The following is a 19,327-nucleotide window of genomic DNA, read 5'->3' as shown; positions in this document are numbered from 1 at the left end:
ACCTTGTAGATAACTCTGAGGATAACCGTGTGGAAAATAAACAGGATTTAGAAAGCCAAGTCCCGCAATGGATTGAGACATGGAGTAAATACATTTTAGCGCAGTATTCCACAGCTTCAGGATTAGATGAACAGACACTTGAATTAGTACAAGAAATTTTATTGGCGACCACACAAGGGGATAGCTGTATCTCCGCAGAGGCGCAAAACACCGCTTTATTAAAGCCATTGATTGTAGCGCCTGATATTGAACAACATGGTTTAGCTGAAACAGTGGTTGCACCATTTGTGCAACAGCATGGATTGATTTATCTATATCGTTATTGGCAGCTTGAGCGCCGTTTAGCGATACAAGTGGCACGGTTAAAACAGCAGAATATTCAACATGTTGATGTTGTTGCATTTGATCAGCTTCTCACCGATCCACATCAAAAAGCTGCCTTAACTATGGTGGCAGGCAATGCTTTTAATATTATTACTGGCGGACCAGGTACAGGTAAAACCTATACTTTGGCCAGAATCATTGCAGTATTGCAGCAAACCCTTCCTGATATTCGTATTGCAATGGCTGCGCCCACAGGCAAAGCCGCACAAAGAATGGGGGAAGCACTACAAAAATCATTGAGTGATCCAAAACTACACAGTTTTGGACTGAACCAACATCAATTTAATCCCATGACCTTGCATCGGTTATTGGGCTTGGGAAATCAGCATATTCCTCGTTTTAATCTACGACAGCCATTGCCTTATGATGTGGTCGTGGTTGATGAAGCATCGATGCTAGATTTAAATTTAGCCACGATGTTATTGGAAGCCATTCCTGACCATTGCCGTTTAATTCTTTTGGGTGATGCCAATCAGTTGGCTTCTGTGGATGTCGGTTCGGTGTTGGCAGATTTACAGAATGTACAATCATTACAGCACAATCAGGTCAATCTAAAGACCAGCCAACGCTTTAAAGATGGTGCCTTAATTGGAAAAATGGCACAGTTTATTCAAACGCAGAAAAATCAAAGTATAGACCGTGCAGAATTATTGGCGAATTTTGAGCAAGAGATTGTTGAGGCGAGTGCGCTTAAACCAGTTGAACTCAAAGTAAATATGCAAGATGTGATTCAGCTTGAATATCTGCCTGAAAAGATTTTGCCAACAGATCTAATCCAGTATTACCAAAAACTCAGTTTAGGTTTTCAAGCTTATTTTCAAAGTTTAAACAGCTATCTGATGGCCGAAGAGCCTCATCATCAGATTGAAGCGGTGACACAAGCGTTTGACCTCTATCGTATTTTAACGGCTGTTCGGCACGGCACATTGGGATTGAATAGCTTAAACCATGAAATGGAAAAAGCATTATTTGAATATCTTCCAACATTGGCTCGTTATGGTGACTGGTATGTTGGGCGTCCTGTGATGATGAGCTATAACGATTATCAACTTGGTCTTTCCAATGGAGATATCGGAATTTGTCTAAAACATCGCCAGCATGCTGATCGATTTGAAGTCTATTTCCCCAGTTTAGACAAATGGATTGCTGCAACGCGTTTGCCTAAATCGATGCAAACCGCTTTTGTTTTAACCATCCATAAGTCTCAGGGTTCAGAATTCACCCATACCGCCGTAGTTTTGGATGTTGCAGCAACACGTTTGTTGAGCCAAGAGTTGATTTATACCGCCATCACACGGGCCAAATCAGTGGTGAGTTTACTGGTTGATCGACAAGCATTTATCCACGCTTTAGACACTGCCACAACTAGAATGAGTGGATTGGTTAGCATGATTAACACGGCATAGTTATTTTGTAGTTTTTATTGATAATTTATCTCTATGTACGAAATTGCTTACATGAATTCGAGAGATTTGCGCATAGAGCTTCTTGTTACTTTTTGAGATGATGAAGCCATAAAGAACTCAGCAAGGATCGTTGAGTAAAATCGCAAAATAATAACAATTTAAAGTCGTGAGACTGCGAACTTACATGAAAGTAAGTGATAAGAGGAAACTTACAGCCGCTAAGCCTTGTAGTTTTGGGAGAGACTACAGGGCTTTTTTATTGAAATTAAATTCTGAATTTTTTACTTCAAAGAGAATCAAATTATTTAAATTTAATAGGTTTTTTAAAACGCTACAGCCATTGCCTCTATGTACGTTATTTCTCACATAATCTTGCGGTAAATGCGACTTCTGTTCAATGTCTGTCACAGGCATAATAAGTCACATAAGGACATAATTAGTCACATGGTTGTGAAATAAGTGTCATGTACAAAAACAAAAACTGCTTAGGGTACAAGCAAATACTATAAATAAGATAAGCACAATAACTAAACAAGAAACTACAGCGCAAAGGAAAAGCCCTAAGAGTAATCTTAGGGCTTTTTCATATTTTATCTGTTGCGTTTAAACCAAAACCGCTGTTTAAACTGACAATTTAAACCAATTCGGTTTCTGTTCGATCTGTGCCAAATAATGCTCGACGTTGTGTTTTAGGGATCTTAGGACACTGGCTAGAAATTTGATAAAGCGTTTGCGCCAGAGCAGGAATATGTGTTCCAACTACAGCTTTGCCTGTATTTAAAATACTGACACTAATATCACGCTCTGGATCAGCCCAGCAGAGAATATTGGAAAAGCCTAAATGACCAAAAGCTTGCCCCGTCATTGGCCCAAATATACCCACTGGGTTACTGCCGAGCATAGGCCCCAAAGCATAGCGCATCGGTGCAAGTAAGGTTCGGTCGATGTTGGTGGTTGATGTGGGCAAAGTTGCGCGGAATACCGTTTCAGGACTCATGATTTGCTTGCCGTTATATTGACCACCATTCAATAACATCTCAAAGAAGCGATTGGCTTGTTCAGCACTGGTGTAAATATTGCCAGCAGGGCATACCGTATCCATAAAACGTGGATCATTGGTCACATCGACAGCAAGCTGTAAGCCGCCACCGAGCACATGGTTTAAATATAAGTCTGTGCCGAGTTTAGGGTGTACACCAGTCGGGTAATTTAAAGCAACTTGATCTCTATATTCTGGTTTTAAGCCATAGTTAAAAAACTGCATATCCATCGGTTTTTCAATCTGTTCATGTAAAAACTGACGAATATCTTGTCCTGTTACCCGTTCAATCAATTCACCTAAAATATAGCCTGCAGTAACAGCGTGATAAGCCAAATGCGTACCAGCAGGTGAAATGGGTTGTGCAGCGTAAAGGTGTTGTAAAATTTGATCTTTGTCAAAAAGCAGTTCTGGGGTGACTTCCATTTCTATCCGTGGAATTCCACCACGGTGGGACAATAAATGGAAAATTGTGGCACGGCGCTTGCCATTTTGTGCATATTCAGGAATGTAATAACTGATTGGATCTAACAGATTGATTGCACCTGTTTCATCTAACATGTGAATCAACATTGCTGTAATTATTTTTGATGCTGAAAATAGGCAAATCGGGGTGTCTGGATTGGCAAGTACCGCATCTGAAGCCAGACCATCAGCAGAATTACCTGACGCATAACCCAGACTACGATTGAGAATAATCTCGCCTTTGCGTCTCAAGCACATGGTGATCAGGGGATGGTTGCCTGTTTGATACAGGTTTTCAATACTTTGCCAAATCTTTTCAATTTGTTGTTGGGTCATCCCTCCCAGTTCTGGAGAAACTTCATTTTTGCGCTGCGTGATACTGTTTAAGTCCTTGGGTACATAGCAGGTATTGGTTGAAAACAATTTCACAATCTTTTTCCATGATTATTTTTATTCCACGGCAGTGTGAACTGAGTTGAGCATGATGTCAGTGTCCCAATTGCCATGCGATTTGTAAAAAAAATGCAATAGTTTTGCAATTAAGCCTTATGGCATATGGTTGTACGATATTTTTGCAATCTCACCCCACTTCCTTTAAAATAGGCGACTGCTGTAGTGATGCACGGCAGTTAAATTGATTTTGAAGAATCAATTTGATTTGTATCAAATATTTAAATTAAGCATCTCGGAGAAATCGAATGGCTTTAACAAACGCAGATCGCGCAGAGATCGTTGCAAAATTCGCTCGTGCTGAAAATGACACTGGTTCACCTGAAGTACAAGTTGCTTTATTGACTGCTCAAATCAATGATTTGCAAGGTCACTTTAAAGAACACAAACACGACCATCATAGCCGTCGTGGTTTGATCCGTATGGTTAACCAACGTCGTAAGCTTCTTGACTATCTTAAAGGTAAAGATGCTACTCGTTACAGCGATTTGATTGCTGCTTTAGGTTTACGTCGTTAATTCGATTTAAACTTTTATTTTCGGATTATTGCATGCTGAATGCTGTACTGATGAAAACTAAAGTCTATCCAGTATTTACTGGATAAAAGGGAAGGGGCGAATATTCGCTCCTTCTTCGTGTTTAAAATTAGTCTAACTAAAGATTTATTGTCTAGTGAGGTCGGCTTCTAAGCTTTGTCATTTATGCGGTTGATGTGAATGCCAAACCTTAGGGGTCTCCACTAGAATAAAATTAGGAAACAAAAATACATGTCAATGTTTAATGTTATTCGTAAAGAATTTCAATATGGTCAACATCAAGTTGTACTAGAAACAGGTCGTGTTGCTCGTCAAGCAAACACGGTTCTTATTACAATGGGGGGCGTAACAGTACTGGTTGCTGTTGTTGCACAACCTACTGCTAAAGCGGGTCAAGACTTCTTCCCACTTACAGTTAACTATCAAGAAAAACAATATGCTGCGGGTCGTATCCCAGGTGGTTATGGTAAGCGTGAAGGCCGTGCTTCAGAAGCAGAAACTTTAATTTCTCGTTTAATTGACCGTCCAATTCGTCCGTTGTTCCCAGAAGGCTATTACAACGAGATCCAAGTTACTGCAACAGTTGTGTCTTCAGACAAAACTATGGACGCTGACATTGCTGCAATGTTAGGTACATCTGCTGCACTTGCAATCGCTGGTACACCTTTCCGTGGTCCAATCGGTGGTGCACGTGTTGGTTTGATCAATGGCGAATATGTACTTAACCCAAATTTAGAACAACTTGCTCAATCTGACCTTGACCTTGTCGTTGCAGGTACAGAATCTGCAGTATTGATGGTTGAGTCTGAAGCAAAAGAACTTTCAGAAGACCAAATGTTAGGCGCTGTGCTTTTCGGTCATGACGAAATGCAAATTGCGATCCAAGCGATTAAAGAGTTTGCTGCTGCCGCTGGTGCAACAGAATCAACTTGGACTGCTCCAGTTAAAAACGAAGATCTTCGTGCAAAATTAAAAGATGCATTTGAAGCTAAAATCTCTGAAGCGTATACCATTGCTGTTAAGCATGACCGTTATGCTGCTTTAGATGCACTTCAAGCTGAAGCAACTGCTCAATTCGTTCCTGAAAATGACGAAGCTGGTATTGCAGATGACTTAAACGAATTATTTGAAGATCTTAAATACCGTACTGTACGTGACAACATCCTTTCAGGAAAACCACGTATCGATGGTCGTGATACTAAAACTGTTCGTGGATTAGACGTACAAGTGGGTGTGTTAGATCGTGCTCATGGTTCATCATTATTTACACGTGGTGAAACTCAGGCGTTGGTTACAACGACTTTGGGTAATACACGTGATGCGTTGATGGTTGATACCTTGTCTGGTACAAAAACTGACAACTTCATGTTGCATTACAACTTCCCTGCATATTCTGTAGGTGAAACAGGTCGTGAATCTGGTCCTAAGCGTCGTGAAATTGGTCATGGTCGTTTAGCACGTCGTGGTGTACAGGCTGTTCTTCCACCAGCTGATCGCTTCCCGTATGTGATTCGTATTGTATCTGACATTACTGAATCAAATGGTTCATCTTCAATGGCTTCTGTATGTGGTGCTTCATTATCACTTATGGATGCAGGTGTTCCTCTTAAAGCGCCAGTTGCGGGTATCGCAATGGGTCTAGTAAAAGAAGGCGAGCGTTTTGCTGTTCTTTCTGACATCTTAGGTGATGAAGATCACTTAGGTGATATGGACTTTAAAGTTGCTGGTTCTGCAAATGGTATTACTGCGCTTCAAATGGATATCAAAATCGAAGGTATCACAGAAGAAATTATGGAAGTTGCGTTGAATCAAGCCTATGCAGGTCGTATGCATATTCTTAATGCAATGAACCAAGTGATTTCACGTGCACGTCCTGAAATTTCTATGCATGCGCCAACATTCCAAGTGATCAACATCAATCCTGATAAGATCCGTGATGTGATTGGTAAAGGTGGTGCGACAATCCGTCAAATCACAGAAGAAACAAAAGCAGCGATTGATATCGAAGATAACGGTACTGTCCGTGTATTTGGTGAAACGAAAGCGGCTGCTCAAGCTGCGATTGCAAAAATCCAAGCGCTTACTGCTGAAGTTGAACCAGGTAAAATCTATGCTGGTCGCGTGATTCGTATCGTTGAATTTGGTGCGTTTGTAAATATCATGCCAGGTACAGATGGTTTACTTCACATCTCGCAAATTTCAAACGAACGCGTTGCAAACGTGACTGATATTTTGGCTGAAGGTCAAGACGTTAAAGTTCAAGTTGCTGACGTAGACAACCGTGGTCGTATTAAATTAACCATGAAAGATGTAGACCAAGCATAATATTTGCAAGGTTTAAATCCTTTAGGGTTTGATTAAAATTTAATACAGAAAAGACTGCCTTGTGCTTCGCCAAAGTTACAACTTTGGCTTGCTCAGGGCTTTTTTTATGGCATGATGCATAACAATAAAGACCAAAAATATCGTGAATATGCAAAGCTTTTATTTTTTTCAACACACAGATGAACCTTATACCTGTATACAAAAAGAACCTGTTTTTAATGCAGAGCAACAATTTGTCTGGGTGGATTGTACCCGTGAAGATGTGGTCAATCGTGCTGAGCTATGGCAAAAAGAAATCTATAATTCGACTGAAATTCATCTCAATGAATACCATATTCGAGATATTTTAAATATCGAACATCCATGCGCATTTGATGCAATGGAAGATTATGATTTATTGATTTTTCGTAAATTAATTACCCCAGATGATCAAATCGATAGTGGCGAAGATGCCCTTGAACAGCATGATCGTGTTTTTGGTTTGGCGTCCTCGCCAGTCAGTTTTATTATTACTTCACAAGCTTTAATCACCATTCATGAAAAGGGCAACCATGCCTTTGAAAGTTATCTTGCACGTATTTTCAATATCATGAATAAGAGTTTAGAAGAACAAAATAAACCACGTAAATTACCGACTACGCCTTTAGATTTAGCACTACGCTTGCTGAATAGTATGATTGATGGCTATTTGGATTTACGTAATCCTCTGTCTCGTCGGGTTGAATTCTGGCAACAAGAACTTTTGCAAGGCAATCGCCGCTTTACCAAGTGGCATCAACTGTTTCAGGAAAATCTGGTTTTTCAACAAATTGAAAATTTGTGCGAAGAACAAATAGATTCCCTACAGGAACTTCGAGATGAAATTGTTGAAAATTATGCGCATTTAAAAGGTAAAAAGCGCACTGAAAAGCAAGATATTATGTTGGTTCGCGTGGATGATCTGGTTAGCCATGTTGAGCGTATTCAAAAATATACGGTACGCTTAAGTACCGCAATTCAAACTGCAATAGATTTACACTTTTCTGCCATTGCCAATCAAACCAATGAGAATATGCGAATTCTTGCGATTATTACTGCGGTGTTTGCGCCATTAACCTTATTAACAGGGGTATATGGAATGAATTTTGAGTTCATTCCAGGTCTACGTAGCCCGATAGGTTTCTGGGTGATGCTGGGTGTGATGTTGGGCTGTACGATTGGGCTGTTAATCTATTTTTACCGCCGTCATTTGGTTGGACGTGGTGAAAGAAGTGTGATTGATATGTTGGCACAACAACATAAAAATCAGCACGTCAATTTACTCTGGTTTTTAGATTATGAACCGATCAAACAAACCATGAAAGAAGTCGAAAAAATCACAAAACTGAAATAATTAAGCATTATTCTAGTTGAGGATTTATCTGAGCTGTCTTTTGTAAAATTAAGTAGAGTTGATCTTTTAATCTTAATTTTTTCCGCTTGAGCTGCTCAATATTTTCATGAATATGATTGAGTGGATCAAGCTCAAGGTGACTGATTTCACGATCAAGTTCATCGTGGTCAATCAAAAGTTTAGCAAAATGCGGATCTTCTTGTTTTAAACTACACATGAGATCGCGGTGTTCTGGGAACATGTGTTTCAACTTTTTATTCATTACTTTCGAATTCATCAGAGCTCATTAACCTCTTTGTCAGAAAATTCTAAACGAAAAAACAAAAACGGAGAGACAAGTTCTCCATCATGACAGGTTAAATATTAACCTGTCACTAGGCATTAACATTTTGAAATGAATTAATGAGTATGAAGGTGAAGATGTTTGACTTGTTTACGCAATTGTTGAACTTCATCAAGTAAATCCATCATCATTGCAACGGCAGATAAACTGGCTTCAAAGTCACGTTGTAAACGATAAGCACGACGTGCGCGTGAGATGTCTTCTCCAAAAAATTGATGAATACGGTCTTCAGGACGTGCAGGTAAAATTTCATATTCAAGCAATTGCAAAATCCAATCCGGACTTTGACCGCATGCCTCAGCAAAGTGCTTGAGATCTAGATTTAGGTTTTCATCCACGATTTCTGCATCATGGAAACCGTCATAGACAATTTCACGATATTGAATAGTTGTCATGATTGCTCTCCTTTAGCAAGGCTATGTTGGTATCTATAAAATTATGAACGAGGATTAAAGTCAGTAAAAGCATCAGCAAATTGTTGATAGGCTTTTTGCTGTGTTTCGCTGGTTGCTTTGGGATAAACAATATTGATCACCAAATAAAGATGACCTGGGGTTTTATGCGGTATCCCTTTGTCTTTTAAACGGAGTTGCTGATTGGGTTTGGCATTTTGTGGCACAGTAACTTTTACTTTACCTGCTGGGGTATCAATTTCAATACTTTGACCAAGTGCTGCTTCCCAAGGTGTAACATCAACCGTGTAATAGACATCAGCACCTTCAACACGGATACGGTCAGTGTCTTGGTATTGGATCTCAATATAAAGATCGCCATTTTCACCACCGTTAATTCCAGCTTGCCCTTGTTTTGCAAGGCGAATTTGCTGACCTTCTTTCATGCCTTTGGGGATTTTAACTTGAAGGGTTTTCCGTTGTACCTCGGGTTCACCATAGGCATTATAGGTTGGGATTTGTAAGGTGATACTCTGGGTTGCGCCTTCATAACCAATGCTTACAGGAATTTCAATACTGGCATGTTGGTCTTCACCTTTATAGCTGCGTTGTTGCTGAGAGCCGCGTTGCCCAAAATCTTGTTGATGTCCACCGCCAAAACCACCACCGAAACGTCCAAATAGATCTTCAAAACCACTAAAATCTTGTCCACCACTGCTACTGTACGAACGATGGAATTGGCTACCATCAAAACCACTTTGTCCTGTAGATTGCCCTCCAAACCCACCTGTATTGGCATAAGGATTGTCGAGTTCAAAATCGTATTGCTTTTTCTTTTCTTCATTACTTAAGGTGTCGTAGGCGACATTGATAGTCTGCATTTTTGCTTCAGCATCGGTTTCTTTACTCACGTCAGGATGATATTTACGTGCGAGTTTTCGATAAGCTTTCTTAATTTCGTCTGGTGTCGCATTTCTAGAAACACCCAAATCTTCATAATAATTTTTTGCCATACTTAAGGTCATTATTTTGTTTAACTTTATTCTAGTTTTATGCCTTTTTGGCTACAGATGGAAGAGCAACTTAGTGTGGTTATTGTTTCAAAACTTATCTAGCACAAAAGCCCGCTTATTGCTGATAAAGGTGGTGTTTCATGTTCTATGGGCTTTGTGTGTTCGGGTTGGTGCTTTGGTGAAGTAAATGACGATTCTAAATAGCTATTCAACCTTTTAATTTATAAAACTTGTTGATTATGCTTTGAATTTTAATTGAAAAAAAAGAGCAAACTGAATTTGCTCTTTTCTTGGTAAAAATCGATAGTTAAATTTTTGCAAATTTAAACCATTCAGATCTTAATAGATTAACTCAAATGCTCACCAAACAGATTTAAAGCTTCTTTTGCAGTGAACTGATATTTTTTATTGCAAAATTGGCAATCCATTTCAATTGGATTTTGAATTTCTAGAGTTTCTTTGACCGCATCTAGACCAATCTGGATCAATGCATTTTTGCATTTATCGCGTGAACAGGTGCAATTGAATTGAAGCTGTTCAACATCTGGCAGACGAACTTCTTCTTCATTGTATAAACGGTAAAGAATTTCTTGTGCAGTTAAATCCGTCAATTCTTCAGGCTTTAAGGTCTGCGTCAACATAATCAAACGTGGCCATAAATCTTCATCTACACGTTGTTGTTCTTCTTCATTATTACGAGGTAATAACTGAATCAGTAAACCGCCTGCATTGTGATGGGTGCTTGCCAAGACAATACGTGTTGGAATTTGTGCAGAAAGGTCATAATACTGCATTAAACAAGCCGCAAGCGTTGGTTGATCAAGTGGCACAATTCCTTGATAACGCTCACCAAATTCAGGTTCAATATTGATAAATAACACAGGTTGTTGCAAAGTGCTGAGCACAGTACTGCTGTCTTCACTCAACATAAAATGCGGATCTTCTTCATAGTCTGCAAGTGCACGTACATCCCCTAAATGGTTGCATTCAGCCATCGCCCATTTGAATGTACCTTGTGCTTGAATTTGTAAGCTAATACGTCCTTTAATTTTTAATGTGCTTGCAAGTAATGCTGTTGCACTCAACATTTCACCCAATAAAATGCGCACAGCAGGCGCATAATTACGCTGCGATAGAATCGTTTGTAGTGCTGTATCTAAATGTACAATTTCACCACGTACAGGGCTATCTTCAATATAAAAACGTTGACGTAAATCAGACATAAAATTCTCCAAATCCCTGTTTAGATGGTGGCGATATTATAAATCACAAGTTTATTTCACCTGAAAAACGGTGCATCTTAAAGTTAATTTTCGTCATCACGCATAATATTAATACGATCATGCTTGGCATGTGTGGTTTGAGCTTTTGCTGTGGGTCTTTCTAAGCCTGATTCATCCAAATCTGGAACATCTTTATATTGTTCAGGATTGTGGTTTTCAACTTGCGCATCGCTTTCAAACAGGTGCTCAAGCTCCGAAATAAAGTCCCGATAGCTTTCAAAAAGCTTTTGCTCATCGGTATAAATACGCTGTTGACGTGTTAACAGTTCTTCATCGTAGTTTCTAAATAGCTCAACACTATCATAAGCCTCTTGTTTACTCATGCCCAGTTCACACAATGCTCGATAACCCATCCCCAATGAAGTCAAATAGGTTTCACGCCAAATATGTTTAACTCCGACATCACGCAGGAGGTGCATGTGATAACGATCTCGTGCTCGAACCAATAAGGTAAGGTTTGGATAATTGAGCAAAATATGTCGCGCAACATTCATTGAATCTTCAACATTATCAATTGCCAATACAAAAACCTTGGCCTGCTCAATTCCGGCTGCACGGAGTAAATCGGGTTGAGTCACATCGCCATAATACAAAGTACCACCATAGCGTCGAACAAAATCAATTTTTTGTAAATTATTATCAATGGCGGTAAAGGTAAAATGACGGATACGCGCCAAACGAGCAACAATTTGCCCTACACGACCAAAACCAGCAACAATAAGAGCAGGGTGTTCGTTGGGAATTTCATCGTATTTCGGTGCACTGTCTTTATTGATTAATGGCAATACTTGTGTACTTACCAACCAGAAGAAGATAGGGGTCAGTACCATGGATAAGGTCACAATTAAGGTGATGGGCTCCATGATTGCTTCAGCCAGTACTTTTTCGCTTTTTGCCACGTTTAATACCACAAAGGCAAATTCACCCCCTTGGGCTAAACAGGTTGCGACCATTAAACTGTTGGTCCAACTCATTTTTTTATAACGTGCAATGGCTGCCATCACGATCATTTTGATTAGAATTAAACTGACTGCGCCACCAATAATCAGTAATGGCATATCTGCAATTAACGAGATTTGCGTGGTCATTCCCACCGTCATAAAGAATAAACCGAGCAATAAACCTTTAAAGGGCGCAATACTGGCTTCAAGCTCATGACGGAATTCAGAGTCAGCCAGAAGCACACCTGTTAAAAAAGCGCCTAAGGTTGTGCTGATCCCGAGTGTATCCATCAATAACACCACACCCAGCACAATAAATAGGCCAACGGCTGTGATCAGTTCTGTTGCACCACTTTTTGCCACAAAGCGGAAAAATGGTCGCATCACATAACGACTAAATAGAAATAAACCTGTGAACGTGGCGATAATCGCAGCAAAGTAAGCAACGCCATGATGACTCGATTCGCTGCCTGCCAAGAGTGGTATGATGGCAAGTAAGGGAATCGCAGCAATATCCTGAAACAGTAAAATCGAAAAGGATTGCTGACCATGAGTGGTATTGAGTTGTTGTTTTTCTTCCAAAAGCTGTAAAACAAAGGCGGTTGAAGAAAGTGCTAAGGCAAAACCAATCACAAAACTTGCGGGGAGTGATTGTTGAAAGATTAAATAGATGGTTCCCATCAGCACCAAACCAGTAACCCCGACCTGTAAACTTCCCATCACAAAAATGGATTGGCGCATTTCCCATAAACGCTGTGGGCGAAGTTCTAAACCAATCAGGAACATCAGTAAAATCACCCCAAATTCTGCAAGGTGCATGATTTCCTCTGGATCATTGGCGATGTTAAACGCGCTTGGACCTAGAAGTATTCCTGTAAATAAGTAACCCAGTACGGTGGCAATACCGAGTTTTTTCCCTAGAGGAACCAGAATTAATGCTGCACCAAGGAAGATGGTGATTTGGAGTAACAGTGACATTCACTTGCCTTAAGTTTTTTTCTTTCTTTAGAAATTGTAGCGTGATTTTGTGATTGACTTGGAGATATTTATTAAGAAATTGTCTTTTTACCCAATAAAAATTTAAAAGTGATTAGCGAGGTAAAAACGAGAACTGATGTGTAAATAAAGACGTGATAATAAATTGTATTGAAAATCCATTACTTTATATGGCGGTAGATTTTTGCATTTTTCTAAATGATCTATTTATGCTGATGATCGTGGGCTTAAATGAAATACTATATTTTTCAATTTATTTAGAAAATCTTAATATAACTTAAGCCCAAATAAAAGTGATACTGTGTTTTTAGAATTCTTGATATTAAATTATTATATATTTGAATATTATAAATTTAGTAAGTAGTTAATTTATCTTTTAACCTGTATTTCTCTCTTTAGTTGGTTTGGTTTAATTGTTAAATAAAAATTAATACTTTGTTTACAAATGATAATGATTATCATAAAATAATTTTGTTAACCCTAATTTCAAGAACAATTGACAATTCTAAAAAACTAACTTTTTGCTATGCATCAATGGAATGTCAATAGATACAAGTATTAATTTTTTATTGTGGTGTCATTATGTCTAAAAATAAAATTTGTATATTTTTGATTAATTTAAGTTTATTGAATAATGCTATAGCAAACTCAAATATAGTCACACTACCTACAATTTTTGTAAATGCTTCATGGGAGGCTGGTCAAGGCGGGTCGTCAGAACCATTAAATTGTGATCAATATAGTACGAGTTCTGGTCGATATGCTGAATGTGAAGCTGAACAGTTAAGACTAGAGCGTTTATATGAAAATTTAGGTGGTGGAGACCATGGTGGTCCATCACCAAGTGCAAAATTAGACATACTTGATGTAAACGCGAAAACAGAAGATTCAGAAAATAAAGAATGTTCTACTAACAATCCAATTATGATTGCTGATGGGCGAAAAGTACTAAAAGAACAAGATTTTTCAGCTCAAGGGGAAATGCCTTTAGAGTTTACACGTTATTACCATTCATTTAATGAACTGCCTGATTATGATAAAAATGGTAGTCCATTAAATAGTTATGCTAATTTTTATAATAGAATCGGGAAATGGAGACATAGCTATAGTTATAATTTATTGGTAAATAAGCAAAAACAGGCAATTCGTCAATTACCAGATGGTAGTTATCATCATGTTATGCAGCCAGCTACAGTCAATTCAAAAAATAATTTATGGACTGTTACTCTATCAGACGGAGGTATTGAGATTTATAGTGGTTATGGTGATTTATTAAGTAAAAAAAATGCTTATGGTATTGGTTGGATGCTTTCTTATGATGAATATAACAACAGATTAATTAAAGTCACACATACCAATGGGAGTAGTATTGATTTCACTTGGAATAAAGATGGTATGTTGAGTTCCGTAACAGCTCCAGGAGGGAAAAAATATAATTATATTTATGATATGTATACGTACTATTTTCAAGTTTGGGGAAGTTTCACTAAGAGTGACACCCCCTATTTGGTTTCTGTAATTTATCCGGATAATTTAGGTACACGTACATATCATTATGGAGAGTATAGAGCAGGTCCTCAAGTACTAAGTGGAATATCGATTAATGGTAAGCGTTATAATAGCTATTTTTTTAATGGAAACAAAGCAGTCCAAAGTGGCCGGAGTGATGGTACACAAGTTGATAGGTTAACTTTTGGTGATAATTATACAATTGTTACCAATCCTTTAGGTGCAGTTATTAAATATATTTATACAGATAATAAAAAAAATAAACTGGCTAAAGTAGAAAGAAGTGGGGTAAATAACTGCCCGAATAGCAGTATGGAAAATACTTACGATAACAATGGATATGTGATTTCCACCAAAGACTGGAATGGCGTAGAGACACAATATCAGCGTGATCGTTTTGGCAGGGTCACTCAAGAAACTGTAGGTGTCCAAAATGGTAATATTTCCAATGCGTATATTAAAAAATATAGCTACCTTTGGGAAACCAGTTTTATCACTCAAATTCAAATACTTGATGGATCTAATCGTTTAATTAGAGAGGAAACCTATAGTTATTATGCTGCCAATGAACCCGCTAGAAATCGTCTTAAAAGTCAAACGATCTGTAGCAAAACAGGGACAACCATCTGTAGTATAATTGCTTATGGCTATAGTTTGCACACGAATGGAATGCTGAGTGCTGTAGTGATAAATAGCAATGGTAAAAATACGGTTTACAGTTATGCTTATGAAGGTGGTCTATCCCAAATTAAAAATGCATTGGGGCATGTTACCACTTATGCGCCACATAATAATCTACGACAGCCGACTAGTGTAACTTACCCGAATGGTTTGTATGAATCTTATAATTATGATGCACGTGGTCGAATTACTAGTATTAGTCAATTGTTTGGAGGGTATACGCATTATCGTACTATTACATTCGAGCATGGCCCATTTGGTGTAACTCAAACTAATCGCAGTGGAATGAGAGGGTGGTTTTATAATTACAAGTCGATCAGAGAGTCTATTGATTACAATGATAATGGTACAGCCGCTCAAATCACTCATGGTCAAGGGAGTCAAGTTTTAACTAGCCAAGAATATCAATATTCCAATCTTGGACAACCCCTTAGTGTCCGCTTTAAAGAAGGTAGTTCGGTTCGTTATTCTAAAACTAATCAACATAATCAACTGGGATGGACAACTGCAGATCTAGGGAACAATGGACAAAACCAACGCTATGAATATGATGCCAATGGAAATGTTACTAAAAAAACCGGCTCCTTGGGCAAAATCACGACATATGCTTATGATCTTCACGACAATTTGAACAAGGAAAGTCGCAGTGATGGTTCGACTATTCTATATAACTATGATGCTATTGGGCAATTGATCAGTGTTCAAGATGCGAAAGGCAATACAACGACATATCGTTATGATGGGTTTGGGCAACTGTTATCAACCAATAGTCCAGATACAGGGTTAACCCAATATCAATATGATCCAGATGGTAATCTGATTCGTTTAACACGTGCAAATAATGTCAGCACAACATATAGCTATGATGCTTTAAATCGCCGAACTAGAGCGCAGACAGGTGATCAGATTCAAAGCTGGGTTTATGACAATTGCAGCAATGGCGTTGGGCAGTTGTGTGCAACTGCCGATGGGATCACATCTACAGGTTATGGATATAACCTGGATGGCCAACTTGCTGTCCAAATTAAAAATATAGCTGGCGTTACTTACTCAACCTATTGGAGTTATGACGGTTTGGGTAATTTGCTTGAAGAAAGTTATGGAAATGAAAATAATAAAGTTATTTATGAATATGACGAATTAAATCGAGTAAATGCAGTTAAATTCAAAACAGCAAGCTCAACACAGACGATTGTCAGCAATGTCACATATGAACCCTATGGCGGAATTAAAAATTGGACCTATGGCAATGGTCTATCACGACAAACCAGCTATGATCAGGATTATCGTCTAATTGGTATTACTGCTCCGGGAGTGCAAAATCTTAGTCATCAATATAATGCCAATAATTGGATCACTCAGATCAATAATGGTTTAGATAACAATAAAACCACCAGTTATAACTATGATCTACTTGGACAATTAAACCTTGCTTCTTCAACCCAATATACTGAACGCTGGCAACAAGACAGCAATTACAATCGGACCAATCGTATAGGCAATACCAATGCCGTAACCAACTATGTACTTGGTCAGGGAAATCGTTTAACCAGTACAACAGGCGCTGAAGCGAAAAACTTTAGTTATGATGTTTTGGGTAATTTAACCCAAAAGACAGGCTATGCTGGAACGGTTAATTATAGCTATGATGGCTTTAACCGTCTGAAAAGCGTAAATACAGGTGCTACGGTAAGTTATGACTATGATGTCTTTAATCTTCGAAGCCGTAAATCTGGCAGTGGTGGAACCGTTAATTATATATATGCACCTGATGGTCGATTGCTTGCGGAGAGTCCTTTATCTAGCTCACAAAACGGCAGTTTAGCAAAGAGCTATATTTGGCTAGGTGGTCAACCGATTGCTGTGCTAAGCAACAATCAATTTTACTATATCCATAATGATCATTTAGGCCGTCCAGAAGTCATTACTGACTCAAATCAAGCTGTGGTGTGGAAATCTCAACTGAGCAGTTATGACAGTGCTGTGGTGCAAAGTAGTATTGGGGACTTTAACTTAGGTTTTCCTGGGCAATACTATGATGCTGAGAGTGCGCTTTGGTATAACAGGAATCGTTATTATGATGCAAGTATAGGGCGTTATACTCAGAGTGATCCGATTGGATTGGCGGGTGGTTTAAATACATATGCTTATGTAGGAAATAATCCAGTTAATCATGTAGATCCAACCGGAACAACATCAACTGTCATCAAAATATTGCCTATGGCTGGTGGAGCAGCAGCAATTGATGGACCATTTCCTATTGGTGATGCAGTAGGTCTTGCAATAATTGGAGGAGCAGCCGCTTATGATTTATATAAACATTGGAAAAACCCAGCGATTGTGTCTAATGGCTATTCTCCAGGTTTTTGGCCTGCCGATAAAGGGGCTAGAGAATGGGGGAAACGTAATGGGGTGAGCAAAGGAGAGGTCAGCGACCGACTTCATGGTGTAAAAGATAGTTGTGGAGGAGGTGCTGCAGAAAATTTTGGAGTTAATCCTCAGACTGGTGATGTAGAAGATTCTAATGGTGAATGGGTTGGTAATTTAAATGATGAGTGATAAAGAAAAAGAATCTATTGGTACTATTGGTCTATCTTTAAATGGGATAGATTTGGATCCTATCCAAGTTACTAAGATATTGTTATTGAATCCAACTAAAAGTTTCATGAAAGGGGATACCCATACTACATCGTATGGTTCCAACACAGTACGGAAACTTGGATACTGGAGATATACTTTACCAAGAGACCCCGACATTTCTAAACAAATTTTAAAACTAGTTGAATTGTTAGAGTCTCATTATTTTGACCTGGGAAAATTAGATAATATTGATAATGCATATATAGATGTTTTCTCAGCAAAAAATATTATAGATGGTGATGTTGTCTTTAATTTTAATTTAAACGCTGGTCTTGTTCAAAGAATAGCTAATTTAGGGCTTACGTTAAATTTTGAACTATGTGGTGTATCGGAAGAATGATGCTAAGTAGAGATGAAAAATGAAAAAAATTATATTTTCTATTGTGACAATTATTCTATTATCTTTATGTTGGTTTGTTTATGAATTATATCAAGAACTAAAAGGTAAAGGAGATTGGGAGACAATCCATATAGTAGAATCAAATAATAGAAATCCAAATTGGAAAATCATACCGCAACCATTTGGAGAACCGTTCACTCTTCTAGGAATTACAACAGGAAATCCAAATAATCCATATGTATGGGTGGCTTTAAATCTTGAAGGTGAAATAAAGTATGTGCCTCAAAATGTTGGTTTTCAACTATCGTGTAATGATCTTAAAAAAATAAATGAAAATTATGAGGTTAAATCAAATGTTTATAATTTTTTAAAATCTAAATGTATAAAGTAAAGATGATTAATGAACTAATAATATTTTTAAATTCATATTGAAATCTATTAGGTTTTTTAAGTTGTAAATTATTGTAGAAACTACATATTAATGAGTTTGTAATGAAAATATCCATAATTAGCTTTATTTGCCTGATGATCACTGGATGCAGTTTTATAAATGTAGACCGCTGTCTGGATAACGGTGGTCGCTGGGATAAACAAAAACAAGAATATATCTATCAAGAATGATTTTAATCGTGGTTATCTTTCTATACCTTATAAATTAACACCACACACTTAGCCGTTTTAGTATGGGAGAGCTTGTTTGGACACTGAATTAAAAAACTATATGAATCCAAGATATATAATTTGCGCAATGATTGATTCATGCTTTATTGATTTAGATACGCTCATCGGCTGGGCTGATATGAACATAAGTCGTGTTGATACTCCTAGGGATTGGCTATTTTCTGTTTCTTTAGCTACTGACCTGAAAGATATAAATGATGGTATTAGATGTGGTTTAGCAAATGAAAATATGCTGGATCATAACTTAATCGATTCACTTTTCATTGGTTTTGCTTACATTCGGTATAAAAAAGGCGAAATAAATATCAGTGAATTAGATAAAATTTTATCTGAATATTTCGTTTCTGATAGAGCGCTTTTTAATGAAGATGATTTATTTACTTATTTTTATAAACCAAACTCTAATTCTCAATTAGTTCATGATATTAATTTAAAATTTGCTGAGTATGAATCTATTAGCAGAAATGCTTTTGAATATTTTCATAATGATAAAATAATTAAAGCATTAATAGATTGATTTTTATATAATTA

General features: G+C 37.9%; 14 protein-coding genes. 8 read left to right on the top strand and 6 right to left on the bottom strand.

From position 1 onward, the window contains the following. The first annotated feature begins 29 nt into the window (after positions 1-29). A complete protein-coding gene (gene recD / locus FY049_RS11065) occupies positions 30-1,790 on the top strand; it encodes an exodeoxyribonuclease V subunit alpha (RefSeq protein WP_446083721.1) in 1,761 nt (586 codons plus the stop codon). 634 nt (positions 1,791-2,424) lie between these two features. Here recD and FY049_RS11060 read toward each other — a convergent pair. Then, positions 2,425-3,723, bottom strand: coding sequence for a serine hydrolase domain-containing protein (locus FY049_RS11060; RefSeq protein ID WP_446083720.1), 1,299 nt, complete (start codon positions 3,721-3,723; stop codon positions 2,425-2,427). A 269-nt stretch (positions 3,724-3,992) separates the two neighbouring features. On the opposite strand from FY049_RS11060, the gene rpsO reads away from it, so the two are divergent. The 3 genes from rpsO to FY049_RS11045 all read left to right on the top strand — a co-directional run bounded on the left by rpsO (position 3,993) and on the right by FY049_RS11045 (position 7,977). Next, complete coding sequence (gene rpsO / locus FY049_RS11055) at positions 3,993-4,262, top strand: 30S ribosomal protein S15 (protein WP_004725514.1); 270 nt, start codon at positions 3,993-3,995, stop codon at positions 4,260-4,262. 255 nt (positions 4,263-4,517) lie between these two features. Beyond that, a complete protein-coding gene (gene pnp, locus FY049_RS11050; protein WP_171066865.1) occupies positions 4,518-6,605 on the top strand; it encodes a polyribonucleotide nucleotidyltransferase in 2,088 nt (695 codons plus the stop codon). Between the two features lie 148 nt (positions 6,606-6,753). Continuing rightward, positions 6,754-7,977 carry a magnesium transporter CorA family protein gene (locus FY049_RS11045; RefSeq protein ID WP_303576669.1) on the top strand — a complete coding sequence of 408 codons (1,224 nt, stop codon included), beginning with the start codon at positions 6,754-6,756 and terminating at the stop codon, positions 7,975-7,977. Positions 7,978-7,984: 7 nt separating this feature from the next. On the opposite strand, the gene FY049_RS11040 is transcribed toward FY049_RS11045, so the two are convergent. The 5 genes from FY049_RS11040 to FY049_RS11020 all read right to left on the bottom strand — a co-directional run bounded on the left by FY049_RS11040 (position 7,985) and on the right by FY049_RS11020 (position 12,927). Beyond that, complete coding sequence (locus FY049_RS11040; RefSeq protein ID WP_004725519.1) at positions 7,985-8,254, bottom strand: YdcH family protein; 270 nt, start codon at positions 8,252-8,254, stop codon at positions 7,985-7,987. A 122-nt stretch (positions 8,255-8,376) separates the two neighbouring features. Then, positions 8,377-8,715 carry a chaperone modulator CbpM gene (locus FY049_RS11035; protein ID WP_004725521.1) on the bottom strand — a complete coding sequence of 113 codons (339 nt, stop codon included), beginning with the start codon at positions 8,713-8,715 and terminating at the stop codon, positions 8,377-8,379. Positions 8,716-8,756: 41 nt separating this feature from the next. Continuing rightward, complete coding sequence (locus FY049_RS11030; RefSeq protein ID WP_151801341.1) at positions 8,757-9,725, bottom strand: DnaJ C-terminal domain-containing protein; 969 nt, start codon at positions 9,723-9,725, stop codon at positions 8,757-8,759. Between the two features lie 347 nt (positions 9,726-10,072). Beyond that, complete coding sequence (hslO, locus tag FY049_RS11025) at positions 10,073-10,948, bottom strand: Hsp33 family molecular chaperone HslO (protein ID WP_004725526.1); 876 nt, start codon at positions 10,946-10,948, stop codon at positions 10,073-10,075. An 83-nt stretch (positions 10,949-11,031) separates the two neighbouring features. Further along, the gene (locus FY049_RS11020) at positions 11,032-12,927 is read right to left on the bottom strand and encodes a monovalent cation:proton antiporter-2 (CPA2) family protein (RefSeq protein ID WP_004816746.1); all 1,896 of its coding nucleotides are present in this window, start codon (positions 12,925-12,927) and stop codon (positions 11,032-11,034) included. Between the two features lie 600 nt (positions 12,928-13,527). On the opposite strand from FY049_RS11020, the gene FY049_RS11015 reads away from it, so the two are divergent. The 4 genes from FY049_RS11015 (at position 13,528) to FY049_RS11000 (ending at position 19,313) form a co-directional block, all read left to right on the top strand. Then, positions 13,528-17,694, top strand: coding sequence for an RHS repeat-associated core domain-containing protein (locus FY049_RS11015; protein WP_446083719.1), 4,167 nt, complete (start codon positions 13,528-13,530; stop codon positions 17,692-17,694). Next, positions 17,684-18,115: a DUF4279 domain-containing protein gene (locus tag FY049_RS11010; RefSeq protein WP_446083718.1), complete on the top strand. Its 432-nt coding sequence runs from the start codon at positions 17,684-17,686 to the stop codon at positions 18,113-18,115. The genes FY049_RS11015 and FY049_RS11010 overlap by 11 nt, the downstream gene beginning before the upstream one ends. 19 nt (positions 18,116-18,134) lie before the next feature. Then, a complete protein-coding gene (locus tag FY049_RS11005; RefSeq protein WP_446083717.1) occupies positions 18,135-18,506 on the top strand; it encodes a hypothetical protein in 372 nt (123 codons plus the stop codon). Positions 18,507-18,812: 306 nt separating this feature from the next. Beyond that, positions 18,813-19,313, top strand: coding sequence for a hypothetical protein (locus tag FY049_RS11000; protein WP_224964351.1), 501 nt, complete (start codon positions 18,813-18,815; stop codon positions 19,311-19,313). Positions 19,314-19,327: the final 14 nt, after the last annotated feature.

The organism is Acinetobacter sp. 1125_18A (assembly GCF_052824985.1).
The sequence above is the reverse complement of the archived record's forward strand: the minus strand, read 5'-3'. Positions and strand labels throughout refer to the sequence as shown.